At 61.8% G+C, this 26,026-nt stretch carries 23 protein-coding genes and 1 tRNA gene; 15 read left to right on the top strand and 9 right to left on the bottom strand.

Annotated elements, in window-relative coordinates; translation table 11 throughout:
• Positions 1–101 precede the first annotated feature (101 nt).
• Positions 102–2,261, top strand: coding sequence for an excinuclease ABC subunit UvrB (uvrB, locus tag Q0718_RS03180; protein WP_298913335.1), 2,160 nt, complete (start codon positions 102–104; stop codon positions 2,259–2,261).
• A 124-nt stretch (positions 2,262–2,385) separates the two neighbouring features.
• Here the strand turns inward: uvrB and Q0718_RS03175 are convergent, their stop codons facing one another.
• Entirely contained in the window at positions 2,386–2,748 is a 363-nt protein-coding gene (locus Q0718_RS03175) for a VOC family protein (RefSeq protein WP_298913332.1), read from the bottom strand.
• A 148-nt stretch (positions 2,749–2,896) separates the two neighbouring features.
• Between Q0718_RS03175 and Q0718_RS03170 the strand changes: the two genes are divergently transcribed.
• Positions 2,897–3,466, top strand: coding sequence for a DUF998 domain-containing protein (locus tag Q0718_RS03170; protein ID WP_298913329.1), 570 nt, complete (start codon positions 2,897–2,899; stop codon positions 3,464–3,466).
• A gap of 2 nt (positions 3,467–3,468) precedes the next feature.
• Here Q0718_RS03170 and Q0718_RS03165 read toward each other — a convergent pair whose 3' ends face one another.
• Positions 3,469–3,969, bottom strand: a complete 501-nt coding sequence (locus Q0718_RS03165; protein ID WP_298913326.1) for an Lrp/AsnC family transcriptional regulator — start codon at positions 3,967–3,969, stop codon at positions 3,469–3,471.
• A 184-nt stretch (positions 3,970–4,153) separates the two neighbouring features.
• On the opposite strand from Q0718_RS03165, the gene Q0718_RS03160 reads away from it, so the two are divergent.
• The 5 genes from Q0718_RS03160 (at position 4,154) to glmS (ending at position 10,141) form a co-directional block, all read left to right on the top strand.
• Entirely contained in the window at positions 4,154–5,401 is a 1,248-nt protein-coding gene (locus tag Q0718_RS03160) for a thiamine pyrophosphate-dependent enzyme (protein WP_298913324.1), read from the top strand.
• Between the two features lie 99 nt (positions 5,402–5,500).
• The gene (locus tag Q0718_RS03155; RefSeq protein ID WP_366523816.1) at positions 5,501–6,517 is read left to right on the top strand and encodes an alpha-ketoacid dehydrogenase subunit beta; all 1,017 of its coding nucleotides are present in this window, start codon (positions 5,501–5,503) and stop codon (positions 6,515–6,517) included.
• Positions 6,518–8,026, top strand: coding sequence for a 2-oxo acid dehydrogenase subunit E2 (locus tag Q0718_RS03150; RefSeq protein ID WP_298913317.1), 1,509 nt, complete (start codon positions 6,518–6,520; stop codon positions 8,024–8,026).
• 86 nt (positions 8,027–8,112) lie between these two features.
• Positions 8,113–8,186 (top strand) — tRNA-Met (locus tag Q0718_RS03145).
• 140 nt (positions 8,187–8,326) lie between these two features.
• Entirely contained in the window at positions 8,327–10,141 is a 1,815-nt protein-coding gene (glmS, locus tag Q0718_RS03140) for a glutamine--fructose-6-phosphate transaminase (isomerizing) (protein WP_298913314.1), read from the top strand.
• A 2-nt stretch (positions 10,142–10,143) separates the two neighbouring features.
• On the opposite strand, the gene Q0718_RS03135 is transcribed toward glmS, so the two are convergent.
• The 3 genes from Q0718_RS03135 to Q0718_RS03125 form a co-directional block, all read right to left on the bottom strand.
• Positions 10,144–10,482 (bottom strand): DUF2794 domain-containing protein, encoded by a 339-nt coding sequence (locus Q0718_RS03135; RefSeq protein WP_298913311.1) that lies wholly within the window; start codon positions 10,480–10,482, stop codon positions 10,144–10,146.
• Between the two features lie 244 nt (positions 10,483–10,726).
• Positions 10,727–11,404, bottom strand: a complete 678-nt coding sequence (locus Q0718_RS03130) for a DUF1223 domain-containing protein (protein WP_298913308.1) — start codon at positions 11,402–11,404, stop codon at positions 10,727–10,729.
• A gap of 73 nt (positions 11,405–11,477) precedes the next feature.
• On the bottom strand, positions 11,478–12,563 hold the full coding sequence (locus tag Q0718_RS03125) for an AI-2E family transporter (RefSeq protein ID WP_298913305.1): 1,086 nt from the start codon (positions 12,561–12,563) through the stop codon (positions 11,478–11,480).
• Positions 12,564–12,632: 69 nt separating this feature from the next.
• Here Q0718_RS03125 and Q0718_RS03120 point away from each other — a divergent pair, with 69 nt between their 5' ends.
• Both Q0718_RS03120 and Q0718_RS03115 read left to right on the top strand, forming a co-directional pair.
• The gene (locus Q0718_RS03120) at positions 12,633–14,138 is read left to right on the top strand and encodes a helicase HerA-like domain-containing protein (protein ID WP_298913301.1); all 1,506 of its coding nucleotides are present in this window, start codon (positions 12,633–12,635) and stop codon (positions 14,136–14,138) included.
• Positions 14,139–14,147: 9 nt separating this feature from the next.
• Positions 14,148–14,876, top strand: coding sequence for a glutamate--tRNA ligase family protein (locus tag Q0718_RS03115; RefSeq protein WP_298913299.1), 729 nt, complete (start codon positions 14,148–14,150; stop codon positions 14,874–14,876).
• On the opposite strand, the gene Q0718_RS03110 is transcribed toward Q0718_RS03115, so the two are convergent.
• Positions 14,873–15,670, bottom strand: a complete 798-nt coding sequence (locus Q0718_RS03110; protein WP_298913297.1) for a ferredoxin--NADP reductase — start codon at positions 15,668–15,670, stop codon at positions 14,873–14,875. The genes Q0718_RS03115 and Q0718_RS03110 overlap by 4 nt on opposite strands.
• A 207-nt stretch (positions 15,671–15,877) precedes the next feature.
• Here Q0718_RS03110 and Q0718_RS03105 point away from each other — a divergent pair, with 207 nt between their 5' ends.
• Both Q0718_RS03105 and scpA read left to right on the top strand, forming a co-directional pair.
• Positions 15,878–17,101, top strand: coding sequence for a methylmalonyl-CoA mutase family protein (locus tag Q0718_RS03105; protein WP_298913295.1), 1,224 nt, complete (start codon positions 15,878–15,880; stop codon positions 17,099–17,101).
• Positions 17,102–19,252 carry a methylmalonyl-CoA mutase gene (gene scpA, locus Q0718_RS03100; protein WP_298913292.1) on the top strand — a complete coding sequence of 717 codons (2,151 nt, stop codon included), beginning with the start codon at positions 17,102–17,104 and terminating at the stop codon, positions 19,250–19,252.
• Positions 19,253–19,255: 3 nt separating this feature from the next.
• On the opposite strand, the gene Q0718_RS03095 is transcribed toward scpA, so the two are convergent.
• Entirely contained in the window at positions 19,256–20,212 is a 957-nt protein-coding gene (locus tag Q0718_RS03095) for a hypothetical protein (protein WP_298913290.1), read from the bottom strand.
• 120 nt (positions 20,213–20,332) lie between these two features.
• Here Q0718_RS03095 and cysD point away from each other — a divergent pair, with 120 nt between their 5' ends.
• The 4 genes from cysD to Q0718_RS03075 all read left to right on the top strand — a co-directional run bounded on the left by cysD (position 20,333) and on the right by Q0718_RS03075 (position 24,613).
• On the top strand, positions 20,333–21,430 hold the full coding sequence (gene cysD / locus Q0718_RS03090; protein ID WP_298913288.1) for a sulfate adenylyltransferase subunit CysD: 1,098 nt from the start codon (positions 20,333–20,335) through the stop codon (positions 21,428–21,430).
• Positions 21,430–23,367 (top strand): sulfate adenylyltransferase subunit CysN, encoded by a 1,938-nt coding sequence (cysN, locus tag Q0718_RS03085; RefSeq protein WP_298913286.1) that lies wholly within the window; start codon positions 21,430–21,432, stop codon positions 23,365–23,367. Before cysD ends, cysN begins: the two co-directional genes overlap by 1 nt.
• Entirely contained in the window at positions 23,367–24,338 is a 972-nt protein-coding gene (locus Q0718_RS03080; RefSeq protein WP_298913284.1) for a hypothetical protein, read from the top strand. Before cysN ends, Q0718_RS03080 begins: the two co-directional genes overlap by 1 nt.
• A gap of 122 nt (positions 24,339–24,460) precedes the next feature.
• On the top strand, positions 24,461–24,613 hold the full coding sequence (locus Q0718_RS03075) for a hypothetical protein (protein ID WP_298913282.1): 153 nt from the start codon (positions 24,461–24,463) through the stop codon (positions 24,611–24,613).
• Here Q0718_RS03075 and zapE read toward each other — a convergent pair.
• Positions 24,610–25,764, bottom strand: coding sequence for a cell division protein ZapE (gene zapE, locus Q0718_RS03070; RefSeq protein ID WP_298913280.1), 1,155 nt, complete (start codon positions 25,762–25,764; stop codon positions 24,610–24,612). The two genes, Q0718_RS03075 and zapE, sit on opposite strands and share 4 nt — an antisense overlap.
• Positions 25,761–25,895: a hypothetical protein gene (locus Q0718_RS03065; RefSeq protein WP_298913278.1), complete on the bottom strand. Its 135-nt coding sequence runs from the start codon at positions 25,893–25,895 to the stop codon at positions 25,761–25,763. The genes zapE and Q0718_RS03065 overlap by 4 nt, the downstream gene beginning before the upstream one ends.
• Positions 25,896–26,026: the final 131 nt, after the last annotated feature.

The following is a 26,026-nucleotide window of genomic DNA, read 5'->3' as shown; positions in this document are numbered from 1 at the left end:
TGTCGGTTTTCTGACAAAGCCGTTGCAACGCGAGCCGCGAGGCTGTCCGAAACGCGTCCGGAACCCTTGGCGTTCGCGGTCCGTTCCCCTATCTATCCCTCATGCCCGACACCGCCGAAATCACCGTCCGCGAAGCCCCGGCTCTCTGGACGCCACACAAGCCCGCCCGCCCTAGCAAATCGGAAGGCGGCAAGCGTTTCGTGCTGAATTCGCCCTTCGAACCCAAGGGCGACCAACCCAAAGCGATCGCGGAGCTGGTGGACGGCATATCGGAACGCGAACGCGACCAGGTGCTGCTCGGCGTCACGGGATCCGGCAAGACCTTCACCATGGCCAAGATCATCGAACAGACGCAGCGACCGGCGCTGATCATGGCACCCAACAAGACGCTCGCCGCGCAGCTCTATTCGGAGTTCAAAGCCTTCTTCCCCGAAAACGCGGTCGAGTATTTCGTGTCCTATTACGACTATTACCAGCCCGAAGCCTACGTTCCGCGCACGGACACGTTCATCGAGAAAGACAGCAGCGTCAATGAACAGATCGACCGGATGCGCCATGCCGCGACCCGCGCGATCTTGGAGCGCGACGACTGCATCATCGTCGCCTCGGTGTCCTGCATCTACGGCATCGGGTCGGTCGAGACCTATACGGCCATGACCATCGACCTGTCGCGCGGGCAGGCCATCGATCCGCGCGAATTGATGGCGCAGCTGGTCGGGCTGCAATACAAGCGCAACGACTTGGCTTTCGCGCGCGGTTCGTTCCGCGTGCGCGGCGATACGATCGAACTGTTTCCCGCTCACTATGACGACACGGCTTGGCGCTTCGACTTTTTCGGCGACGAGATCGACACCATCACCGAATTCGATCCGCTTACGGGCAAGACGGGCCGAAGCATCGAGAGCGTGCGTGTCTATGCCAACAGTCACTACGTCACGCCGCGCCCGACCGTGCAAAGCGCCATGAAGGGCATCAAGGCGGAACTGGATGCGACGCTGAACCTGTTCGAGAGCGAAGGCAAGCTGTTGGAAGCGCAACGCTTGGCCCAGCGAACCGAGTTCGATCTGGAGATGATGGCCGCTTCGGGATTCTGCAACGGTATCGAGAACTATTCACGCTACCTGACAGGCCGCGCGCCCGGCGAGCCGCCTCCTACGCTGTTCGAATACCTCCCCGAAGACGCGCTTCTGTTCATGGACGAAAGCCACGTTTCCGTGCCGCAGATCGGCGGCATGAGCCGAGGCGACTTCAACCGCAAATCGACGCTGGCCGATCACGGCTTCCGCCTGCCGTCCTGCATCGACAACCGCCCGCTGAAGTTCGAGGAATGGGACGCGATGCGGCCGCAGACGGTCCACGTTTCCGCAACGCCCGCCGACTGGGAAATGGAGCGCACGGGCGGCGTGTTCGTGGAGCAAGTGATCCGACCGACCGGTCTGATCGACCCGCCTGTCGAAGTCCGGCCGGTATCCGGCGAGCACCACAACCAGGTCGACGATGTCGTGGACGAAGTCCGCAAGACGACCGAGAAAGGCTATCGTTCGCTCGTCACGACATTGACCAAGAAGATGGCGGAAGACCTGACGGAATACATGGCCGATCAGGGTATCCGCGTGCGCTACATGCACTCCGATGTCGATACGTTGGAACGGATCGAACTGATCCGCGACCTGCGCCTGGGCGTGTTCGACGTATTGATAGGGATCAACCTGCTTCGCGAAGGGCTCGATATCCCGGAATGCGCCTTCGTCGGCATCCTGGATGCGGACAAGGAAGGCTTCCTCCGCTCGGAGACGTCCATGATCCAGACGATCGGTCGGGCGGCGCGCAACAGCGAAGCCCGTGTCGTGCTCTACGGCGACAAGATCACCGGCAGCATGAAGCGGGCCATGGACGAAACCAGCCGCCGCCGGGAACGTCAGATCGCCCATAACCAGGAACACGGCATCATCCCGCAGACCGTCCTGCGTGGTGTCGCAGACATGGTCGGTGACAGCGAAGCGGCCCAGAAGATCAAGGACGAACGCGACAGCTACACGCCGTCCGGCCGCAAGAAGCAGCGCGGCTCCGCCGGCAAGGCCCGACGCGGCGTGCTGGAGGCGGCCGAAGGCCAGGAGCCCTATATGGGCGGCAACATGATCGCCGTCGCCGCCGATCTGGAAAAACGCATGTTCGAGGCGGCCGAAAATCTGGAGTTCGAGGAAGCTGCGCGTTTGCGCGACGAACTCGTTCAGCTCAAGGGCGAAGCCGCCAGTGTCTAGCCGAACCGTCTTGGCACGCCCGGCTGGCCGGGATCGCAGTAACGTCTAGCGCAGCCCCGGTCGGCTGCTACCGGTCATGGGAAGTACGGGCCAGTCCTGGATGTCGTTCTTTGCGGCAATTGTCCTAGCTGAAATCGTAGAAGCAGAGCTTGTTACCGTCCGGATCCTTGACATAGGCTCCGTAGAACTGTCCCGGAATGCGGGACCCCGGTTTCCCGTCGCAGCTCGCGCCTAATTCCAGCGCTTTCTTGTACATCGCGTCGCATCCGTCCTGACTGCCGCCGCGCAGCGCGATCATCGTACCATTGCCGGGATGAGGGTCGTTTTCGTCATAGGGCACGCAGACGGCGATCATTGGCCCACCCATGGTTTCGCCGATGAAGGCAATCCGGCCGCCGTCGAACTGGACGGGCTGGCCCGTCAGGGTCGTGTAGAAGGTTTTGGCGGCATCCATGTCGCGAACGCCGATCGTTACATAACCGATCATGTCGGGTTTCCTTTTCGCCGTTGGGATCCATCCCCTGCCAAAGCGCAGGCGGGGTGGCAATCGAAGGGCCCGTTTTTCACATAGGGGCTGCAAGGCGGCACGGACTGTGCCATTGACCGACTGCAAACGGCCATCAGGGGGAAGCGGGATGCGAAAGAACTGGATGATCCGGCAGGGGTGGATCGCGGCCGTGATGATGCTCGTACCCATTATCTTCAGCCTGCTGGATGCGGATCACAATTCGCTGACGCAACATATGAGCGAATACGAGGCGACGGACGGTTTGCTGCCGACCATCTCCCGCTACAGTACGGTCGTGACGGGACTATCGGTCAGCCTGTTCGCTATCGGCTGCCTGTTCGGGACGGGTCGTTTCCGCTTTTCATGGACGTTCGTCGCCGCGCTGGTCTTCGGTCTGGCCATGCTGTCCAACGGCGTGTTCACGACAGGAACGCCCATGCACGGGCTTCACGGGCTGGCGGTGTTCCTGGTCCTTGTGCCCACCTTTTACGCGGCAGAGTTCGGCACCGGTTCGACCTTTCCCGCTTTCGTCGGCTACTCGCTGCTGACATCCCTGATCGGGCTGCTCTACATCTGGGCGCTTATCTTCGGGTTCGACCCGGAAGCCTGGCGCGGCCTGACGCAGCGCCTCGCATCTCTGGTGACTTTCCTGTGGTTCGCCGTCGCAGCGCTGAGCTGGCGACCAGCCTACCGCTGACGCTAGTAACGCGGGATCGCCGGGCTGATCAGGTTGAGCGGAAGGGCGGTCGTGTCCTTGGCCTGGCGCAGGACGATGCGGCTTTGAACGTCGCTAATCAGATCGATCGACAGAAGCGTTTCGCGCAAGAACGTCTCGTAGGCATGCATGTCCGTCGTGACGATGCGCAGCATGAAATCGACCGCGCCGGTTACGACGGCGCATTGGACGACTTCGGGCATCCGCGCGACTTCGCGTTCGAACTTTTCCATATTGTCGCGGTTGGGCAATGACAGTTTGACGGCGACGAAAACCTCGAAGTCCAAACCCAGCAACTGCCGGTCTAGCAGGGTCACGCGCTGGTCGATCAGGCCGAGTTCCTCCATTCGCTTGATGCGGCGCCAGCAGGGCGAAGACGACAGGCCGACCTGTTCGGAAATCTCTGCGACGGACAGGCTGGCATTGCCTTGCAGCAGATGCAGGATCTTGGCGTCAATATTGTCGATCTGGCCGTTATTCTTCATGATGGAATCCCCAAGTCACCATTGTCGCAGGCTACTGCGGCTAACTTTCCTTACCCTTTAACCGGTTCTGGAATAATTTGCCAATAATCTTGCCATTGCCGCCATGCAAAATCTGCGGCAAAGCTTTAGGAGAGCAGCGATTGGGCGCTCCGGAACGCCCTCCCCCTTCAAGGCTTATCTCTTCATGGCGAAACAACAGAGCAATCAGTCCCGCCTCCATGTGCCCGAACCGCCTTTCCGGCCGGGCGACACGCCGGACTACAGTCATATCGCCGTCCCGACCGATCACACGCCGCCCCGTCCCGATCCGCTCTGCGATGACTATGAGACGGCCGAACATGCGCTAAAACTGATCCGGGTGATGCGCTTCAACGGAGAGACGGCCGGCGACTGGGTGCCGGGATTGGAACCGGAAGTGAAGCGCAAGATGCTCCGCGATATGATGCTGACCCGCGCCATGGACGACCGCATGTTCGCCATGCAGCGCCAAGGCAAGATGAGCTTTTACATGAAGTCGCGCGGCGAGGAGGCCGTCTCGGTCGGACATGCCGAAGCCTTGCGCGATACCGACATGGTGTTTCCGACCTACCGCCAGCAGGCCATCCTGATCAGCCGCGGCGCGTCGATGCTGGAGATGATGAACCAGTGCTTGTCCAACTCCGGCGACCCGCTCCAGGGCAAGAACATCCCGGTGCTCTATTCCTTCCGCAAGCACGGCTTCTTTTCGATCTCCGGCAATCTCGGCACGCAACTGATCCAGGCGGTCGGTTGGGCCATGGCCGAAGCCTACAAAAACGAGGACGGCATCGCGTCCACTTTCACAGGCGAAGGCGCGACGGCGGAAGGCGACTTCCACTATGCGCTGAACTTCGCGTCCACCTACCGCGCGCCTTGCATCATCAATGTCGTCAACAATCAGTGGGCGATCTCGAGCTTCCAGGGCATCGCCATGGGCGAAGGGGAAAGCTTCGCGGCGCGAGGCACGGGCTACGGTCTGGCGACCTTGCGCGTGGACGGCAACGACGCGCTGGCGGTCTATGCGGCCACGAAATGGGCGGCGGAGCGCGCACGCCAAGGCGGCGGCGCAACCGTGATCGAACATTTCACCTACCGGGCTGAAGGCCACTCGACCTCCGACGATCCGTCAAAATACCGTCCCAAGGACGAGGCCGAAGTCTGGCCCTTCGGCGATCCGGTCGAGCGGTTGAAGACGCACCTCGTCCATATCGGCGAATGGGACGACGAGCGGCACGCGGCCTATGAAAAGGAAGCCAAGCTGTTCGTGCGCGAAACCTACAAGAAGGCCGAAGCGCTTGGGACGGTGGAAACCGGACCGCAAGTGGACGACTTTACCATGTTCGAACAAGTCTATGCCGATCCGCCGGAACTGCTGCTGGAGCAACGCGAGATGTTCCGGAAGGAGCTGGGATAGGATGGCCTCCCTGCGCTCGGATATCTTATATCTGACCGTGCGCAGTAGCGCGCGGCATCATTCTATTTCGTGCCGAGCCAGGCCCGGAATTGGAGACGAATAATGCAAATGAGCATGATCGAAGCCATCCGCGATGCGATGGACGTCAAGATGAGCCAGGACCCATCCGTCCTGACCTTTGGCGAAGATGTCGGCTATTTCGGCGGCGTGTTCCGCTGCACGGCCGGCTTGCAGGAAAAGCACGGGCTGCACCGTTGCTTCGACACGCCGATTTCCGAAGGCGGCATTGTCGGCATCGCCATCGGCATGGCGGCCAACGGGTTGCGCCCTGTCGCGGAAATTCAGTTCGCCGACTACATCTATCCCGGCTACGACCAGATCGCGTCGGAAGCCGCGCGCCTGCGATACCGCTCCAACGGCGACTTCATCTGCCCGCTGACGATCCGCACGCCCGTTGGGGGCGGCATATTCGGCGGCCCGACGCATAGCCAATCGCCGGAAGCTCTGTTCACGCACATCGCCGGATTGAAGACGATCATCCCGTCCAATCCCTATGACGCCAAGGGCTTGCTGATCAGCGCTATCGAAAGCGACGACCCAGTCCTTTTCCTGGAGCCAAAGCGCCTCTACAACGGCCCGTTCGACGGCGACCATGAAACTCCGTCCGTTTCTTGGAAAGGTCATGACCTAGGCGAGGTGCCGGACGGCCACTATACTGTCGAGCTCGGCAAGGCCCGCATGATCAGCGAGGGGTCCGACCTGACCCTCATCGCCTACGGCACCATGGTCTGGGTTGCCGAAGCGGTGGCCAAGAACCTCGGCATCCGTGCGGACATCATCGATCTGCGCTCGCTTGTCCCGCTGGATCTCGACGCCATAGAGACCAGTGTGAAGAAGACCGGCCGTTGCGTCATCCTGCACGAGGCGACGCGCACATCCGGCTTCGGTGCGGAACTCATGGCCCAGGTCCAGGAACGCTGCTTCTACCATCTAGAAGCCCCGATAAGGCGCGTCACCGGCTGGGATACGCCTTATCCGCACGCCCAGGAATGGGCCTATTTTCCGGGTCAGAAACGCGTGACCCATGCGGTCCGCGAGGTTCTGGAGGCCGCGTAGATGGGCACGTACAGTTTCAAGCTTCCCGATATTGGCGAAGGCGTCGTCGAGGCGGAGATCACGGCGTGGCACGTTGCCCCCGGCGAGACGGTCGAAGAGGACCAGCCGCTAGCCGACGCCATGACCGACAAGGCCACGATCGAGCTGACTAGCCCGGTGGACGGCGTCGTGCGCACGGTTGCATGCGAAGAAGGCGAGACGGTCGCCGTCGGCGCCGACCTGGTCGTGTTCGACACGGATGGCGGCGAAGCGACCGCACCGGCCGGGACGGAAAGCGAGCCTGCCGCCGAAACGCCAGCCTCCACCGGATCCGGCACATACGAATTCAAATTGCCCGACATCGGCGAAGGCGTGGTCGAAGCCGAGATCACGGCTTGGCATGTCGCCGTTGGCGATGCGGTAGAAGAAGACGATCCGGTCGCGGACGCCATGACCGACAAGGCCACCATCGAACTCACCAGCCCGGTCAGCGGGACGGTCAAGTCGGTTGCGGGCGATGAAGGCGACACCGTCGCCGTCGGAGCGACGCTGGTCAGCTTCGCGGTCGAAGGTGGCGGCAATATCGAACAGTCTACCCCAGTCGAACGGGTGAAAACGGCTGCTCCGACATCCACGCCTTCCGTTGTCGCGCCGGTCCCGGTCGTGACCCCTAGCAATCGTCCCCTCGCCTCCCCCGCCGTGCGTAAGCGCGCAAAGGATGCCGGGCTGGACCTGTCCGCCGCCAAACCGACCGGCGCACAAGGCAACGTCACCCATGCCGATCTCGACAAGCTCGAAACCGCGCTGGAGCCGGTCGAGGGCGAAACCCGCATCAAGGTCATCGGCCTGCGCCGCAAGATCGCACAGAGCATGGCCGAGTCCAAGCGCACCATCGCCCATTTCACCTATGTCGACGAGGTGGATGTGACGGCATTGGAGGCGCTTCGCAAACGCGCCAACGACAAACACAAGGACGAGCGCCCGAAGCTGACCGTTCTGCCCTTCATCATCCGCGCCTTGGCCGCGACGTTGAAGGACTGGCCGCAATTCAATGCGCATTATCAGGATGGCTCCGATGGCCGGCCCGGCGGGTTCGTCTCCCAGTTCGCCGACATCAATCTTGGCATCGCTACGCAAACCGATATCGGCCTCGTGGTCCCCGTGATCCAACAGGCGCAGACACTAACTTTGTGGGAGACGGCAGAGGAGATCACCCGACTCGCCAACGGCGCGCGCGACAACAAATTGATGCCCGCGGACTTCCAGGGTGCGACGACCACGTTGACCTCGCTCGGACCATTGGGAGGCATCGTCACCACACCCGTCGTCAACAAGCCCGAGGTCGCCATCTTCGGCCCCAACAAGATCCGGCCCAAGCTGGAAATGCGAAACGGCGAAGTGGTCGAACGACTCGTCATGAATTTCAGCGTCTCCTGCGATCATCGTGTCATCGACGGCTACGACGCCGCGCAGATGGTGCAGCACATCAAGCGTCGTCTTCAGGATCCGATGGAGATGTTCCTGGCCTAGAAAGTCCATCTGCATCGGGATCGGCTTAGCGGTCAAACAAGGCTTGCCGCCCAGGAACGCGCGCCTTATAGGGCGCGCCTTGCCGTGGTGGGGTAGCTCAGCTGGTTAGAGCGCAGGACTCATAATCCTGAGGTCGGGAGTTCAAGTCTCCCTCCCACTACGGCGATCCCGTCATCTTCAAGGACGAGTTTCAGCGGTTCAACCGAACGCTGCAAACCGTCATGATAATCCATTTGTCGGCATCGCTACCGGCTGTTAGTCGCCCGCGCCACAGTAAGAGCACTCTCTCGGGCATCATCTATGTGTGGAATCGTTGGCATCATCGGCCGCAAAAGCGTGACGGAGCGTCTGGTTTCCGGCCTGAAACGCCTGGAATATCGCGGCTATGACAGTGCGGGCATCGCGGTCATGACCGACGGCGCCATTCAACGCTGCCGCGCCAAGGGCAAGATCGCCAACCTCGAAACCTGCCTGGGAAAAGACCCGATCGACGGACCGTCCGGCATTGCACACACCCGATGGGCGACGCACGGCGCGCCGAGTGAGATCAATGCCCACCCGCACCGGGCGGGCCGGGTTGCCGTCGTGCATAACGGCATCATCGAAAACTATGACGAAATCCGCAAAGCCCTGCCGCATCGCGACTTCGTCACTGAAACCGATACGGAAGTTGCCGCCCACCTGATCGATGATGCGTTGGAGCGCGGCCTCTCCCCGCGCGCGGCGGTCGGCCATGCCTTGTCGCAATTCCGCGGCGCCTATGCACTCGGTGTGCTGATCGAAGGGGCGGAAGACGAGATCTACTGCGCCCGGCACGGCTCGCCTCTCGCCATCGGTTACGGCGACGGGGAAATGTATCTCGGCTCCGACGCGCTCGCGCTCGCGCCCCTCACCGACAAGCTCGTCTATCTGGAAGAAGGCGACTGGGCGGTTCTACGCCGCGACGCGGTCGAGATTTTCGACAAGGACAACAACCCGGTCGAGCGCCCTATCACGGAAGTCTCCGGCGTGGACGAAATCGCCGACAAGGGACAATTTCCGCACTACATGCTCAAGGAGATACACGAGCAGCCCGAGACATTGGCGCAGACGCTGTCGCACTATCTCGATCTGGGCGAAATGCGCGTGGACATGCCCAAGGGCCTCGACTTTGCAGGCGTTGACCGGGTCGTGATTGTGGCCTGCGGCACGGCCTATCTTGCCGGGATGCTGGGCAAATACATGCTCGAACAGGTGGCAGGCCTGGCGACCGATATCGATATCGCATCCGAATTCCGTTACCGCGATCCCGTGCTCAGTCCCGACAGCCTGATGATCGTTGTGTCTCAATCGGGCGAGACGGCCGACACGCTGGCGGCGTTACGCTACGCTAAGGAAGCCGGACTGAAGACGGCCGCGCTGGTCAACGTCATGAGTTCGACTATGGCGCGCGAAGCCGACGTGGCCATGCCGATCAAGGCCGGACCCGAAATCGGCGTGGCGTCGACCAAGGCCTTCACATCGCAGGCCTGCGCCCTGGCCGCCCTGGCCGTTGGCGCGGCCGTTCAGCGCGGCCGTATCGACACGGACGAGGCCGGACGACATTGCCGCGATCTGGCCGTCCTGCCGCAGCGTGTCAGCGAAGCGCTGCAACAAAGCGAGGCGATCCGTGGGACGGCCCAAACACTGACGCAGGCCAGGTCCATCTTTTTCCTGGGCCGCGGCCCAATGGTGCCGATCGCGTTGGAAGGCGCGCTCAAGCTCAAGGAAATCTCCTATATTCATGCCGAAGGCTATGCGGCGGGCGAGCTGAAACACGGTCCCATCGCCTTGATCGAGGACGGAACACCCGTCATCATCGTCGCCCCGGAAGACGCATTGTTTGAGAAGACGGTGTCCAATCTTCAGGAAGTCGCGGCGCGCGGCGCACGGATCGTGCTGTTCACCGATGCGGCCGGCGCGGAAGCCGCTTCGGAGCTTTCCGACACGATCCTGTCCTTACCGGATGCGCCGTCGCTGACAGCGCCCATCGTTCAAGCGATCGGCCAGCAGCTACTGGCCTATCACACGGCGGTAGCGCTGGGCACGGATGTGGACCAGCCGCGCAATCTGGCAAAGTCCGTCACGGTCGAATAGGCTCAGACGCTGCGGAAGCGGGCGCGGTCGAAGACGCGCAATACCTGCAACAGATCATGTCCGCGTTTCAGGATCAATCCGCCCGGCGCAACGACAGCGAACTGGCCTTGGCGGTTGCGCAAGGCCGGCACCTTCTCGATCCGGTAGAGCGCGTGTTCGGACGCCTTGCGATAGATCGAAAAGACGCACCGGTCCGGCAGGAAATCGATGGCGTAATCCTTCCAATCGCCCTTGGAGACCATCTGGCCGTAAACGTTGAGGATCTGGGACAGTTCGTGCCGGTCGAAGCTGACCTGTGACGGAGCCCTATGGCCATTGCCGATGCGCACAACCTTGTTCATCGGAACCGATATAGACCGACCCGCACCGGAGTTGCAAAGCGTTACGCACTGTCCGTCGGGACACGCGTTAACCCTCTATAAACGAAGCGCCACGAAATTGCCTTATTCCGGCCCTTCCACAGACTTGTTCCGACGCGAAACAGGATTTGTCGAGAGAGTGGAGCGGGACCGACCTGGTTCTTTTCAGCCCCCCAGCCCCCATGTCGAAAACGTCTTTGCTCTCTCGGCACCATTTCCTAAATGATCAGGGTTCCAATCGCGCCGCGCCGATGATGGCCGCCGTGTCCGGATCGTGCGCCAGAACCGCCAGCGCGGAAGTCGGGTGCAGACCGCAGATCATGTGCCCGTCCCAGTCGCGGTAATCGATGGATCTGACCACATTGGCCAAGGTCAGCTTGCGGCCGCTATTTTCGCCTTTTTCGACATGGACGATCTGGATGCCGGGTTCGTAATCCACGAGCGCGAGCTTTGCCCCGCGTGGCAAATCCGCTTCGATGCATAGTTCGCCGCTTTCGCGGACCAGCGACACCGTTTCGGGAACATAGGCTCGTTGCAACATGTCGCGCTTGAATTTGGAGGCATGTCTCCGCCCGGCCACAACCATCATGGGCGTATAGACGCCCGACTTCAGCGCGGCGTCATACTGGCGCTGACGCTTCGTGAAATTCACATCGCCGAACGTATCGGCCCAACCCAGATAGTCCCAATAGGTCACGCCATAGGTCAGGGTCAGCGCTGCGGGACGCTGCTGATCGAGCTTCACCAGCGCTGCATTGGCGGACGGGCAGGACGAGCAGCCTTGCGAGGTGAACAGTTCCACGACGGTGGTCGGCTGCGTCAGGGTTTCGGCCATCGCCGGTGCGGTCGCGGCAAATAGAAACGCTGCGGCCGGCAAGGCCCTGCGAGAAAAGGTCGATTGCATAACCTTTGCCTACAGAAACGGAAATGAACGCACCAACAACGGCTGCATCACGTTGCGGTGAACGTCAGGCGCGTCACAGCGACGGTACCGGCGCTTTGTCCGCCTTCCCATCGCCGTCCATGTCCGGATCGCCATCCGCCGATAGCAAGACCGCGATCCAACGTGTGGTCGGGAACTGCGCCAGGATGATCATCAGAATGACGGTCATGGGCGCGGACAGAAACGCTCCGACCCCACCCCATAGCGCGCCCCAGACCGTCAGGCTGAGCACCACGACCAGTGCGCTCATATTCATGCTGTCGCCCATCATCTTGGGCTGGACCGTGTTGGACACGACGAACTGCGCGCCGAACAGCACGCCGCCCAGCACCAGGACCCGGGTCAGGCTTTCGAACTGAACCAGACCGAACATGACCGGCAGAGCGACCGCCGCGAACCCGCCCACGATTGGGATGTAGTTGAGAATGAAGATGACCAGCGCCCAGAACAGCGCATTGTCCAGCCCCAACGCAACCATGGCAACATAACTGATGACCGTCTGGATCAGCGAAACCAGCGTCTGGACGGTGATGTATTGTTCGATGGAATGGCGGATGGAGGTGCCAATGCGTATCGCCTTGGCCCGCCGGACCGGGTCGGGGAACAGATTGTCCATCTTATCCGGAAAACTCGCCTGCGCGACGAACAGGAAAACGACGTAGATGGCGATCAGCATGAAATCCGATAGCACGGCCTGAATGGTCTGGGCGAAGCCGCCGATCGCGCCCTGCAGACGTTCGCCGATACCGAACCGTTCGTTGATCGACGCATAGGACAGATCCTCTTGGCCCGTTACGCTGCCGATCCAGGCGAAGATTTCGTTGATGCGGGCGTTGTAGCGCGGCGATTGATCAACCACGTCACCGACCGTGTCGGCCACGACTACGATCAGTCCGATCAGGGCCGCGACCGTGACCAGGATCGCGATGGTCAGAGCGAACCAGTAGGGGATGCGCTTCGACAGACCGTCGATCCAGCGCGCAAAGGCATCGATCGCCAGCCAGAAGAACACGGCCAGCGCGAACGGCGCGACCAGATGCCGGGTTACATAGAGCGTCCAGAACAAGGCGATCGCCGCGATCAGCAACAGCGCGGAACGGATGGTGGTATCGGACGTCATGCTGAGCCCCTTATTGCATTGTATATCCGAGACCCATACGCATTTTCCGGCATGCGAGCGAGGATGGATATGAGTGGAACGATCTTCATCGGCACGGACACGGATGGCGGACGTCAAAACCTCCGGCTCGACAAGGCCAACCGTCACGGTCTGATCGCCGGAGCGACCGGAACGGGCAAGACAGTCACGTTGCAAATCCTGGCCGAAGGATTTTCAGCCAACGGCGTTCCTGTCTTCGCCGCAGACGTCAAGGGCGACCTGTCCGGCATTTCCCAGTCCGGCTCGGCGGACCACAAACTGCACGAGAAACTGTCGAGCAGGGCCGCAAAGATCGGGCTGGACGATTACGCCTACCGCGCCTTCCCGACTATCTTCTGGGATCTCTACGGCGAAAAGGGACATCCGGTCCGCACGACGATTTCCGAAATGGGTCCCGTCCTGTTGTCGCGTTTGATGGGTCTCACGGAGACGCAGGAAGGCATCATGACGATCGCGTTCGAATATGCCGACGACAACGGCATGCTGCTGCTGGACCTGAAGGATCTGAACGGCCTTCTGAACCACTTGGTCGAGAACCGCGAAGCGGTCAGCCGCGACTATGGCAATGTCACGAGCCAGAGCGTGGCCGCGATCCGGCGCAATCTGCTGACGCTGGAGCGCGCGGGCGCGGAAGCATTCTTCGGAGAACCCGCGTTGGAGCTCGAAGATTTCATGCACGTCGATGAAGGCGGCATGGGAATGATCAACATCCTGGCGGCGGACACGCTGATCAACAGCCCGGCGCTCTATGCCACCTTCCTGCTGTGGCTGCTGTCCGAATTGTTCGAGGAGTTTCCCGAGGTCGGCAATCCCGACAAACCGAGGATGATCTTCTTCTTCGACGAGGCGCACCTGTTGTTCGACGACGCGTCCAAGCCGTTGATCCAGAAAATCGAACAGGTCGCCCGCCTGATCCGGTCCAAGGGCGTGGGCGTGTTTTTCGTGACCCAGACTCCGATGGACATCCCGGACAGCGTGCTGGGACAGCTCGGCAACCGCATCCAGCACGCGCTCCGCGCCTATACGCCGCGCGAACAACGCGCCGTGCGCGCCGCCGCCACGAGTTTTCGTGAAAACCCCGCCTTCGACACGGAAGACGTCATCACGGATCTGGGTGTTGGCGAAGCCCTGGTCAGCTTGCTGGACGAACGCGGCGCACCGGCCATCGTCGGGCGCACCCTGATCCGCCCACCCGCATCGCGCCTCGGCCCGGCCAAGCCATCCGAACGCCGCGCTGTCCAGGACGATAGTCCGGTGGGGGCGAAATACGACACGGCCGTGGACCGCGACAGCGCCTATGAAGAACTGGAACGCCGCGCCCAGGCCCGCGACAAAGGCGATGCCGCCGAAGCCAAACGGACCGAAAGGGAAAAGGCGAAACCCAAAGCGTCGAGCCGAACCCGCACGACCAAATCGTCCGACAACGTCATCATGCGCGAAGTCACCCGCGAACTGAAACGCGAAGGCCGACTGATCATGCGGCGTGCCATGCGCAACGCCGTGCGCGGCGTTCTGGGCGGAATGATGCGGCGCTAGGTCGGCTCGATGCTGACCCGTTTCGCCCCGTCGCCAACGGGCTATCTGCATCTTGGCCACGCCTATGCCGCGGCGCGCGCCTTCGAGTTCGGGCACTGCTTGTTGCGGATCGAGGACATCGATCACACGCGCAGTCGCCCGCGCTTCCGCGACGCTATCTTTCGGGATCTGAGATGGCTGGGTTTCGACTGGCCCGAGCCGGTCCGTGTCCAGAGTGGCCATCTTGCGGATTATGCTGGCGTCGTCGCGGCACTTGGGGCGCGGGACTTGACCTATGACGACTACACGACCCGGAGAGGCGAAGCCGACATGAGCCGCCCGCCCGCCATCAAACTATCGGTCGATCGCTGCATCGACGTGCTCGGCGCGGCGAGCCTGTCCTTTTCGGATCGCGGACGCGACATTCCGGTCGATCTTCGAGCCCTGCCCGACCCCACGCTGGAGCGCCGCGACATCGGGACCAGCTATCATGTGGCCGTCACTCATGACGACGCTCTGCAGGGCATCACGGATATTGTACGCGGAACGGACCTGTTTTCCGAGACTGGCGTGCACCGGTTGATCCAGGCACTGATGGGCTGGCCGGAACCGCGCTATCATCACCACCCGTTGGTGATGGAAACGGCGGAACGCAAGATGAGCAAGCGAACGGGATCGCAAACGATCCGGTCCTTGCGCGACAGCGGAATGAGCGCGACGGAAGTGCTGGACCTCGCCGAGGCCCGTGCGGAAGGCTAACCGACGAACGCCTTTTCGATAACGAATTCGCGTGGCTCGGAGTTCGAGCCCTCGCGCAGTCCGAAGCCTTCGACGAGGGCGGCTGTATCGTCGATCATGTCCTTGGAGCCGCAGATCATGACGCGGTCATGGGCAGGGTCGAGCGGCGGTGTGCCGGCGATCTCGGACAGTTTGCCGGTTTCGATCAGCGTCGTGATCCGTCCTTTCAGCGCATGATCCTCGCGCGTCAGGGACGTGATCAGCTTCAGCTTGGGCGAGCCGTCCTCGCCGACGACCATTTCGCCGACCAGCGGATCGTTGACCAAATCGGCCACGAGACGCTGCGAATATTGCAACTCGCCCCCTTCGCGGCAGGTATGCGTCACGATGACCTCGTCGAACCGCTCATAGGTTTCCGGATCGCGGATCAGCGAGGCGAACGGCGCGAAGCCGGTGCCCGTGCTGAACATCCACAGACGCTTGCCCGGCAACAGGGCATCGAGCACCAGCGTGCCGACAGGCTTTCGCCCCAGTAGAACCGTGTCGCCCGTTTTGATTGCCTGCAACCGCGAGGTCAGCGGGCCGTCCGGCACTTTAATGGAGTAGAATTCCAGCTTGTCGTCCCAGGCCGGGCTGGCGACCGAGTAGGCCCGCATGACAGGACGCTTCTGTTCCTCGGTCTTGGGCAAACCGATCATGATGAATTCGCCGGTGCGGAAACGGAAGGACGACGGACGCGTGATCGAGAAGGCGAAGAGGCGGTCGGTGAAATGCTCGACTTCGAGCACCGTTTCTTCGGTGGGCGCATTGGACATTCGAAGGGACTTCCTCTTTGGCCGCCCTATCGCGGCGCCGGGCCTCTAACGGGCCCCGGCTTGGCTTTCAACTACCGACATACAGAACGAGTGTTCTTTATATAGAACGGCGTCGATCTCTGGCAACCATGTTTTTCGATAGGTTCGTCCCGCAATTTCGGTGATATGCCTCAAGACGCATGCGCCGACATCTTCTATGCAAGCCGGATGAGTGAGATGAAGCTGCAGGACGACTTTCCGGACCACGACCGTCGTGATTGGCGCGCACTCGCCGACAAGGGCTTGCGCGGCGCCGATTTCGAAACACTCATCAGTCGGACCGAGAACGGCTTGCAACGCGGGCCGTTATTCGACGCTGCGCAACGACCGCAGACACATGCCGCACTGACTGGTCCCGACTCGCCGCTTCTGGCCGGAAGGCCGTGGCATGTCTGCGCGCCCGTCACGGATCCCGACCTTCATTTCGCTAACATGCAATTGCTCGATGACTTGAAGGGCGGCGCTAGCGCCATTCGCATCGGCAGTCTCCCGATCACCAGACGCGCCGACCTGCGGCGCTTGCTCGAAGGCGTTTTGCTGGATCTCGTTCCGATCGTTTTCGCGCCGGGCAGCAGCGCGGCAATCCATGCTGCGGGTCTGGATGAGCTTTATGGCACGGCGGTCACGCTCGGCCTGGACCCGCTCGGCGACAAGCCCGATATCCCGGCAGGATGGCGCGCTTTCACGATCGATGCGGCGGCCACTTTTGAAGCGGGCGGAAGCGACGGGACCGAACTGGCGGTTTTCGCGGCAACCCTGGCCGAAACGTTCAGGCGGCACGGGTCCGGTGCCCAGCCGCATATGAGCGCCCTCTTCGCACTGGGAACGGATGCGCATATGGGCATCGTCAAGATCCGAGCCGCAAGACGGCTGCATGCCGCGGTCGCCGGAGCTTTCGGCATCGATGATCCGGCCCTGCCGATCCATGCCGTTACAAGCCAGCGCATGATGCAGAGCGAGGATGGCTGGACCAACATGCTGCGCACGACCAGCGCGGGATTCGGTGCCGTGATCGGTGGCGCGGACTATGTGACAATCCGCCCTTTCACCGACACGCCCGACCACCGCCGCCTCGGCAACGCCACACCGTTCGGCTACCGAATCGCGCGCAATCAGCAGCTGCTGATGATGGAGGAAAGCCATCTGGGACAAGTCCGCGATGCGGCCTATGGCAGCTATTTCCATGAGCGTATGACGGAAGACCTGGCACAGTCTGCCTGGTCGACGTTCCAGATCATCGAAGCTGCAGGCGGGATCGAACCCTACCGGCAGAGGGGTGACCTGGAGAGCGCGGTAGCCGCCGACCGACAAGCCCGTGCGGATAGGGCGGAACCGGTTCTCGGCGTGACGCTGCATGCCAGCGACAATGCGCCCGTGCCGGAGGTCCGCTAGATGACATTCCCCAACTTTACCGCGTTGCCTCTCGGCCCCGCGCCAGACCGGCCTCGGACGGGACAGGCCTGGACGTCGCCCGAAGGCATCGAGATCAAGCCTGCATACGACCCCGGCGATGTGGCGGATCTTGATAATCTGAACACCTATCCCGGCCTCGCCCCGTTCGTCCGTGGACCCTATCCAACCATGTACGTCCAGCGCCCTTGGACCATCCGGCAATATGCGGGCTTCTCGACAGCGGAAGATTCCAACGCCTTCTATCGTCGCAATCTGGCGGGTGGGCAGAAAGGCCTTTCGGTCGCCTTCGATCTGGCGACGCACCGGGGCTATGATTCGAACCACCCGCGCGTGGCCGGGGATGTCGGCATGGCAGGCGTCGCGATCGATTCGATCTACGACATGCGCGTGCTGTTCGACCAAATCCCGCTGGACAAGATGAGCGTGTCCATGACCATGAACGGCGCAGTGCTGCCGATCCTCGCGCTCTACGTGGCGGCGGCAGAGGAACAGGGCGTAAAGCCCGAACAGCTCGCCGGGACGATCCAGAACGACATCCTGAAGGAGTTCATGGTCCGCAACACCTACATCTACCCGCCCGGGCCTTCCATGCGGATCATCGGCGACATCTTCGCCTACACGTCCGAGCACATGCCGAAGTTCAACAGCATTTCCATCTCCGGCTATCACATGCAGGAGGCGGGCGCATCGGCGGATATCGAGCTGGGCTACACGCTCGCCGACGGGCTGGAATATGTCCGTACCGGCTTGGCCGCCGGAATGGACATTGACCGCTTCGCCCCGCGGCTCTCCTTCTTTTGGGCCATCGGCATGAACTATTTCATGGAAGTGGCGAAGATGCGCGCCGCGCGCCTGCTCTGGGCCAAACTGATTTCGCCATTTGGTCCTGAAAATCCGAAATCGACCATGTTGCGCACCCATTGCCAGACGTCCGGCTGGTCGCTGACCGCCCAGGACGTCTTCAACAATGTCGGCCGCACCCATATCGAGGCCATGGCGGCCGTGGACGGTCACACGCAAAGCCTGCACACCAACTCGCTCGACGAAGCGCTGGCCCTACCGACCGATTTCTCTGCGCGGATCGCGCGGAACACGCAGATCTTCCTGCAGACCGAGGGCGGCCACACCCAGACCATCGATCCATGGGGCGGCAGCTATTACGTCGAGGCGCTGACCCATCAGCTCGCCGACAAGGCACTCGCCCATATCCGCGAGGTCGAAGCCTATGGTGGCATGGCCAAGGCCATCGAGGCCGGAATTCCCAAACTGCGCATCGAGGAGTCCGCTGCCCGGACGCAAGCGCGCATCGACAGTGGTGCGCAGACGGTCGTGGGGGTCAACAGATACGTGGCGGACGATGCGGACGACATTCCGATATTGAAGGTGGACAATGCCGCCGTGCGGGACGGTCAGATCGCGCGCCTGCGGCAGCTGCGCGCCGACCGCGACCCGGACGCCGTCGCCGATGCACTGGATGCGCTGACGCACGCAGCCGGTACGGGCTCTGGACAGGGGCGCAATCTGCTGGACCTTGCCATCGACGCAGCGCGCAAGAAGGCGACCGTCGGCGAGATCAGCGACGCGCTGGAGAAGGTCTATGGCCGGTTCGAAGCCGAACCCGCCGGCGTGACCGGCGTCTATTCGTCGGCTTTCGATCCGCGCAATCCGGCCTACCAAGATGCGCTGTCACGGGTCGAAGCATTCGCCGAATTGGAAGGGCGCAAGCCACGCATCCTGATCGCCAAGATGGGTCAGGACGGCCATGACCGGGGTCAGAAGGTCGTCGCCACAGCTTTCACCGATCTGGGCTTCGACGTGACGATCGGCCCGCTTTTCCAGACACCGGACGAAGCCGCGCAGTTGGGCATAGCCAACGATGTCGACGTCATCGCCGCATCGTCATTGGCGGCCGGGCACCTGACGCTCGTTCCGGAACTGCGCGACGCTCTCGCCGCGCATGGACGCAGCGACATCATGATCATCGTCGGCGGCGTGATCCCGCCCGAAGATATCGAGACGTTGAAGTCGATGGGCGCCAAGGCGGTCTTTCCGCCCGGCACGAACATCCCCGAAGCCGCTCTGGAAGTGCTTGACGTGGTCAATATGCGACTCAGCCAAGGTGCCGCCTAGGGACTACTGGAACTCAAGACGTTCCTGCGACGCGAAGAAAAGCGAAGCCACTTCGGGATCCTTGACGCTTTCATCGGCCGACAGGGACAGGATCTTGCGGATCGTGTTCTTGCGTTCCGACAAGGCGATTTCGAAATCCTGTTCGATCAGCGCCCGCGTGCCCCGCATTTCGAGGTTCTTCATCAGCGACTCGTACACGTCGACGCGTCCCATCAAGAAGTAGCTTTCATACAGAATCTTGGAAGCGATCTTCTCGTGAATATCGCCATAGGCGAGCTGTTCGATCATCCGGTCCACCGGCTTGACGATGAAGTCGAGCTCTTCCCGGATGGACGGCGATAGGAGGAATTGCCGTTTGATTTTCAACAACTCGTTCTCCGCTGCGGCGATGATTTCGGGATCGGCCTCGTTGTTGGTGACGATGACGAGATCGATGTCCGACCCCAGGATCGGAACGTCCAGCGTCTTGTGCTGGCGCGGCGTGTCGTGAGCGAGGAAATAGGCGATGTCGCCGGACAGGAATACGACGCAATGCGCATTGATCTCGGCTCTGAGTTCGGGTTGGAGTGCGAGCAGGGCTTGTCGGGCGCGGCTGAGCTTGCGCAACGAGATGTTTCGAAATTTATTGGCCATGATCGTCCCGTCTTCCACAGCCATCACGGATTGATCGGGCAGATAGATCAGGCTGAACGTCAGGAAGTCTCGGAGGATCGAAGGGGACAGACGCAAGACGTTGTCACGCGTCACGTCATAGCGGAGATAATAGCGTGCGCAGTTGCGGATCCGGATTTGCCGCGAGACGTAACAGGCCCGCCAAAGTTGGATCGGCGCCACGTCTGAGAATTTTTCGGATAGTCGATTGCCCTGGATCGGCCCACTGCGCTTCACGAAAGTCGTGATGCGACCGACCAGATCGTCCATATCCATCAAAGGAAGCTCACGCGGTGTGGTGTCCGTCATGGCAGCATCATGTCCGAAGGTTCCGCGCCTGTATAGCGGGCGCGTCGCGCAATCTCGCCAGGTCAACCCCACATATCGATTGACCCCCCGGATCATTCGTGGGAATTATCCCACATGGATATGAAAACGCTCATTTCGGACATCGAACAGTTCGCCGACAGGACCGGCCAATCGGCGTCGACCTTGTCGCGCAAGGTCTTCAACGACGGCAAGACACTGTCGCGTCTGAAGAAGGGCGGGCAATTGACCCCTCGTACGCTGGAGAAAGCCCGCGACGCATTAGATCGGCTCAAATGCGAGGCGGCTGGACCGCTCGGGCTCGACCTGACCCATCTCGACCGGCTGGAAGCCGAAAGCATCCATATCATGCGCGAAGTCGTCGCTCAGTGCGACAACCCGGTCATGCTGTACAGCGTCGGCAAAGACAGTTCCGTCATGCTGGAACTGGCGGTGAAGGCCTTCTATCCGGCGCCGCCGCCTTTCCCATTGCTGCATGTCGATACGCGCTGGAAGTTCAAGGAAATGTACGCCTTCCGCGACCGACGCGCCAAGGAGGTCGGCATGGAACTGATCGTCCATGTCAATCCGAATGCGATCGCCGACGATGTCGGCCCGTTCACACATGGCTCCGCCGAGCACACACACATCACCAAGACGGTGGGGTTGAAACAGGCGCTGGACGCCGGGAAGTTCGACGCGGCCTTCGGCGGGGCCCGCCGCGACGAGGAGAAATCCCGTGCCAAGGAGCGTATCTTTTCCTTCCGCAACGATGCCCATCGCTGGGACGCCAAAAACCAGCGCCCGGAACTCTGGGACATCTATAATGCGCGCGTGAAGCCGGGCGAGAGCATGCGGGTCTTCCCGCTATCGAACTGGACCGAGCTCGATATTTGGCAATACATCCATCGCGAACGGATCCAGATCCCCGATCTCTATCTGGCGGCGAAACGTCCCGTCGTGAAACGCGACGGAATCTGGTTCATGCGCGACGACGACCGCATGCCACTGAAGCCGGGCGAGGAGCCGGAAATGCGTTCCGTGCGTTTCCGCACGCTGGGCTGTTATCCGTTGACCGGCGCGGTGGAGTCCGAAGCCGATACGCTGGAAGAGGTCATTCAGGAAACGCTGCTTGCCACGACGTCCGAACGCCAAGGCCGGGTCATCGACTCGGATTCGGGCGCGTCGATGGAACAAAAGAAAGAGGAAGGGTATTTCTGATGGCTCATCACGACCCCCTCATTGCCCAAGACATCGCGGCCTACCTGTCCGCGCAAGAGCGCAAGTCGTTCCTGCGCGTGTTTACCTGCGGTTCCGTCGATGACGGCAAGTCCACCTTGATCGGGCGGCTGCTCTACGATTCCAAGCTGATCTACGAAGATCAGATGGCGGCGATCGAGAAGGATTCGAAGACTTCCGGCACGACAGGCGAAAAACCGGATCTAGCGCTGCTCGTCGATGGTTTGGCGGCAGAGCGCGAACAAGGCATCACCATCGATGTCGCCTACCGTTTCTTTTCGACCGACAAGCGCAAATTCATCATCGCCGACACGCCCGGCCATGTGCAATATACGCGCAACATGGCGACCGGGGCTTCCACGGCCGATGTGGCCGTCCTGCTGATCGACGCGCGTTACGGCGTGGTCGAACAGACCCGCCGCCATGCCTTCATCGCGAGCTTGCTGGGCATTCCGCAGGTCGTGGTCGCAGTGAACAAGATGGATCTGGTCGGTTTCGACCAGAGCGTCTTCAACGACATCGATGTATCGTTTCGTGCTTTTGCGTCCGAGCTCCGCTTTGCGGACATCATGACCATCCCGGTCAGCGCGCTGGACGGCGACAATGTCACGACGTCGTCCGACAAGACGGCTTGGTACAAGGGCCCGAGTCTGCTCGGCTTTCTGGAAGACGTCCGAGTGGACCGCGAAAGCCTGGAGGCGCCATTCCGCCTGCCGGTGCAGTGGGTCAACCGTCCCAACCTCGACTTCCGCGGATTTGCGGGAACCATCGCGTCCGGCACGGTGTCCAAAGGCCAAGAGGTCATCACCCTGCCCTCGGGCAAGCGGTCCGCCATCAAGGACATCCTCCTGCATACGGACAGTCTCGACCACGCCCGCCAAGGGCAGTCCGTCACGCTGACATTGGAGGACGAGATCGACGTATCGCGCGGCGACATGCTGTGCGGGACGGACCGCCCGCCCGAAGTCGCCGATCAGTTCCAAGCGCATCTCATCTGGATGGACGACAAGCGTCTGTTCCCCGGACGGCAATATATCATCCGCACGGCGAATAGTTCGGCGTCCGGATCCGTTACGTCGTTGAAGCACCGGACCGACATCGAAGACCTGTCCGAAGCGGCAGCCAAGACGCTAAACCTCAACGAAATCGGCGTCGTCACCCTGTCCCTATCCAAACCGATCCCGTTCGATCCCTATACGGAAAACCGCAAAACCGGCGCCTTCATCGTCGTGGACCGAACGACGAACCGCACGGTCGGCGCGGGCATGATCGATTTCGCGCTACGCCGCGCGCATAATATCGTGCGGCAGGACCTGATCGTGGACCGGATTGCGCGCGCGTCCCAGAAAGGCCAGCAACCGACCGTGCTATGGTTCACGGGCCTGTCGGGATCCGGCAAATCGACCATCGCCAATCTGGTCGACGAGGCGCTGTTCGAGCGCGGACACCATACCTACACGTTGGACGGCGACAATGTCCGCCACGGGCTGAACCGCGATCTTGGCTTCACAAAAGAAGACCGGATCGAGAACATACGCCGCATCGGCGAAGTCGCCAAGCTGATGAGCAATGCCGGGCTGATCGTCATGTGCTCCTTCATCAGCCCCTACCGCGCCGAGCGGCGTATGGTACGCGACATGCTGGGCGAAAACGAATTCTTCGAGATCTTCATCGACACGCCGCTCGACGTCGCCGAGGAACGGGACGTAAAGGGTCTCTACAAGCGGGCACGCGCCGGGGAGATCAAGAACTTCACCGGCATCGACTCCGAATATCAGCCGCCGGACGACCCAGACCTGCGAATCGATACGACCGAACTGTCGCCCGAAGACGCCGCCGACCGGGTGCTGGAACTGCTGCGCAGCCGCTACCGTCTGGACGACCCTGCCAATGTCGTTGGCGACGGGGGTGGTATCTGATGGCAGACTTCGACCTGTTCAACGGCGACGCGGACGGCATCTTCTCCCTGCTGCAGCTGCGGCAGGTCGACCCGCGTCCGGATGCGGAGCGCGTGACGGGCGTCAAACGCGATATCAAGCTGTTCCAACGGATCGAAGGGCGCGCCGGTCATGGCGACCGCGTAACAGCACTGGACATCAGCATGGCCAAGAACGCGAATGCGCTGAAGCGTGTCATCTCGGACGGAGCGGACGTTTTCTATGTCGATCACCACCAGACCGGGGACATTCTCGATCATGACCGCCTGAGCGTCATCACTGACGACGCCAAGGAAACCTGCACCGCCTATTTGATCGACCGCCATCTGGACGGGGCCAAGGCCGCCTGGGCCGTGTGCGGCGCCTATGGCGACAATTTCCAGGCGCTGGCCGCCCGCATCGCCGAAAGCCGCGGGTTGACCCTGCCGCTCGGACGGCTGCGCGAGTTGGGCGAATTGGTCAACTACAATGCCTACGGAACGACCGTGGAGGACCTGCATATCGATCCTGCCGCGCTATACGCCGTCCTGCTCGACTATCCCGATCCCGTCGCGTTCCTGGATGACGGACATCCGATCTTCGAAACGTTGCAGACAGGTCACAAGCAGGATTGGGACGTGGCGCAGAGTGCGCGCGAGGTCGATGTGAGCGAGGCGGGACAAATCCTGTCACTGCCGACGGGTGCGCCGTCCAACCGCATCGCCGGACTGTTCGGAAACGCGCTGGTGGACGAGGATCCGCAGCATGCCTTCGCCGTACTGACGGAACTATCCGACGGCGTGCAATACCGCGTCTCCATTCGGGCGCCGAAAGGTCGTACCACGCGCTCGGCCGCCGATCTGGCGGCGGCCTTTGGCGGCGGCGGCCGCACGGCCGCGGCGGGCATCGACGCTTTGGCGGAAAACGACCTGCCGCGCTTCGTGAGCGCGTTCCGAGACGCCTTCGCGCCCTGAAACTCCGGGCTTGAACCTGGCATGAAACCTGGCGTGGAGCTCGTCACGAAATTTTGTCTAGGGACGGGCCGGTTTCCGCGATAATGGGTGTCTCAGGTCCAACGGCTTTGATGGAGACCCGTATGTCAAAGCGCCGCCGGAAAACCCGGATGTTCGACGATCCTGTCATCGAGACAGGCTTCGAAGGCTATGAAGCACCCAAGAGCAAGCGCCCCAAGGGCAAGGATTGGGGCAAGGCCCGTCGGTCCAATCAGAAATCCGCCTACTGGGATTAGCCCTCTTCGGGCGCGACCCGCCGGGCTTCGGCCAGATAGGTTTGCGAGCGCATTTCGATCAGGCGCGACGCCGTGCGTTCGAACTCGAACGATCCGTCTCCGGAGGCGTAGAGGTCCGCAGGCTCAGCCGCCGCGCTGACGATCAATTTCGTTTTCGTCTCGTAGAGCGCATCGATCAACGCCACGAAACGCTTGGCCTGGTTGCGCATGTCCGGCCCCATGATGGGAACGTTTTCCAGCATAAGCGTGTGAAACGTCTCAGCGATTCCGAGATAGTCTGCAGCTCCCAAAGCGCGGTCGCAGAGTTCCGCAAAGCCGGCCCGGGCGGCGCCGCTGCCTGTCCGGTCCAGATCGATTTCCCGGCCTTGGACGCTCAGTGTCGTCGGCCTCATCTTGGCGTCGCCAGTGATGCGCGTCCAGATTTCGTCCATTGCCGTGTCGGTTCCAGGACCCAACGGACAGTGATAGACCGGCGCGGCCGTCAGCTGGCGCAAGCGATGGTCGGTCTCTCCGTCGAAATCGAAAATCACCAGATGGTTCGGCATCATCGCGATGAAAGGTTCGAAAAGCGACCGGTTTAGGCCGTTCTTGTAGAGATCGCGCGGCGCGCGATTCGACGTCGCCACGACCACGACTCCCTCCTCCCACAATGCTTCGAACAGTCGCGCCAGAATGCTGGCGTTGGTGATGTCGTTGACTTGGAACTCGTCGAAGCAGAGCAGTACCGCCTCTGCCGCGATGGAACGGGCGACGGGTGGGATCGGATCGTCGCCGTCGCCACGCTTGTGGTGCGGGCTGGCCCGGCGGCCCGCCCGGTCTAGCCGCCGCCAATCGCGGATGCGGGCATGCACGTCGATCATGAAGGCGTGGAAATGGACGCGGCGTTTGCGTTGCAGCGGCGCGAAGCGGAAGAAGACATCCATCAGCATCGACTTGCCGCGACCCACCCCGCCCCACAGATATAATCCCTTGGGAGTCTCGTCACGGCCGAACAGGCCGAGAAAACCCGGATCGGCGTCGTAGCCCGACAACCGGTCGAGCGTGTCATCGAGCGCCGCAGCCGCTCTCTCCTGGACCGGATCGGCCGTCAGGGCCCCGGCTTCGACCTTGTCGCGCAGCCAGCCACGCATCGTGCGGGGCGACGCGCTCATAAGGCCAGGACGAGGATGGCGGCCGCCAGCAGGCCGTAAGCCACGGCAACAGTCGCGTAGAACAGGACAGGTCGCCGGATCGGCGGCACGGCGGGGCCGTCATCTGGCTTCGGATCGGGAAGTCGCGTCACGCGCGCGCCATCCCTCATAAAGGTGCGGACCGTCAAGCGCCGGCGGTCGTCTTTTGCCGGGAACTACATCGGTCGGCCGACGTTAAATTTCTGGTAAGGTGGAAGGGGCGCATCTCGGCGTCTTATGCAAC

This window comes from uncultured Algimonas sp. (genome assembly GCF_947498175.1).
Lineage (GTDB): Bacteria > Pseudomonadota > Alphaproteobacteria > Caulobacterales > Maricaulaceae > Litorimonas.
The sequence above is the reverse complement of the archived record's forward strand: the minus strand, read 5'-3'. Positions and strand labels throughout refer to the sequence as shown.

Bases quoted from the DNA above. Each gene is read 5' to 3' on its own strand.
- uvrB (WP_298913335.1), top strand. From the start codon at position 102: ATGCCCGACACCGCCGAAATCACCGTCCGCGAAGCCCCGGCTCTCTGG.
- Q0718_RS03175 (WP_298913332.1), bottom strand. From the start codon at position 2,748: ATGATCGGTTATGTAACGATCGGCGTTCGCGACATGGATGCCGCCAAA.
- Q0718_RS03170 (WP_298913329.1), top strand. From the start codon at position 2,897: ATGCGAAAGAACTGGATGATCCGGCAGGGGTGGATCGCGGCCGTGATG.
- Q0718_RS03165 (WP_298913326.1), bottom strand. From the start codon at position 3,969: ATGAAGAATAACGGCCAGATCGACAATATTGACGCCAAGATCCTGCAT.
- Q0718_RS03160 (WP_298913324.1), top strand. From the start codon at position 4,154: ATGGCGAAACAACAGAGCAATCAGTCCCGCCTCCATGTGCCCGAACCG.
- Q0718_RS03150 (WP_298913317.1), top strand. From the start codon at position 6,518: ATGGGCACGTACAGTTTCAAGCTTCCCGATATTGGCGAAGGCGTCGTC.
- glmS (WP_298913314.1), top strand. From the start codon at position 8,327: ATGTGTGGAATCGTTGGCATCATCGGCCGCAAAAGCGTGACGGAGCGT.
- Q0718_RS03135 (WP_298913311.1), bottom strand. From the start codon at position 10,482: ATGAACAAGGTTGTGCGCATCGGCAATGGCCATAGGGCTCCGTCACAG.
- Q0718_RS03130 (WP_298913308.1), bottom strand. From the start codon at position 11,404: ATGCAATCGACCTTTTCTCGCAGGGCCTTGCCGGCCGCAGCGTTTCTA.
- Q0718_RS03125 (WP_298913305.1), bottom strand. From the start codon at position 12,563: ATGACGTCCGATACCACCATCCGTTCCGCGCTGTTGCTGATCGCGGCG.
- Q0718_RS03120 (WP_298913301.1), top strand. From the start codon at position 12,633: ATGAGTGGAACGATCTTCATCGGCACGGACACGGATGGCGGACGTCAA.
- Q0718_RS03115 (WP_298913299.1), top strand. From the start codon at position 14,148: ATGCTGACCCGTTTCGCCCCGTCGCCAACGGGCTATCTGCATCTTGGC.
- Q0718_RS03110 (WP_298913297.1), bottom strand. From the start codon at position 15,670: ATGTCCAATGCGCCCACCGAAGAAACGGTGCTCGAAGTCGAGCATTTC.
- Q0718_RS03105 (WP_298913295.1), top strand. From the start codon at position 15,878: ATGAGTGAGATGAAGCTGCAGGACGACTTTCCGGACCACGACCGTCGT.
- scpA (WP_298913292.1), top strand. From the start codon at position 17,102: ATGACATTCCCCAACTTTACCGCGTTGCCTCTCGGCCCCGCGCCAGAC.
- Q0718_RS03095 (WP_298913290.1), bottom strand. From the start codon at position 20,212: ATGACGGACACCACACCGCGTGAGCTTCCTTTGATGGATATGGACGAT.
- cysD (WP_298913288.1), top strand. From the start codon at position 20,333: ATGAAAACGCTCATTTCGGACATCGAACAGTTCGCCGACAGGACCGGC.
- cysN (WP_298913286.1), top strand. From the start codon at position 21,430: ATGGCTCATCACGACCCCCTCATTGCCCAAGACATCGCGGCCTACCTG.
- Q0718_RS03080 (WP_298913284.1), top strand. From the start codon at position 23,367: ATGGCAGACTTCGACCTGTTCAACGGCGACGCGGACGGCATCTTCTCC.
- Q0718_RS03075 (WP_298913282.1), top strand. From the start codon at position 24,461: ATGTCAAAGCGCCGCCGGAAAACCCGGATGTTCGACGATCCTGTCATC.
- zapE (WP_298913280.1), bottom strand. From the start codon at position 25,764: ATGAGCGCGTCGCCCCGCACGATGCGTGGCTGGCTGCGCGACAAGGTC.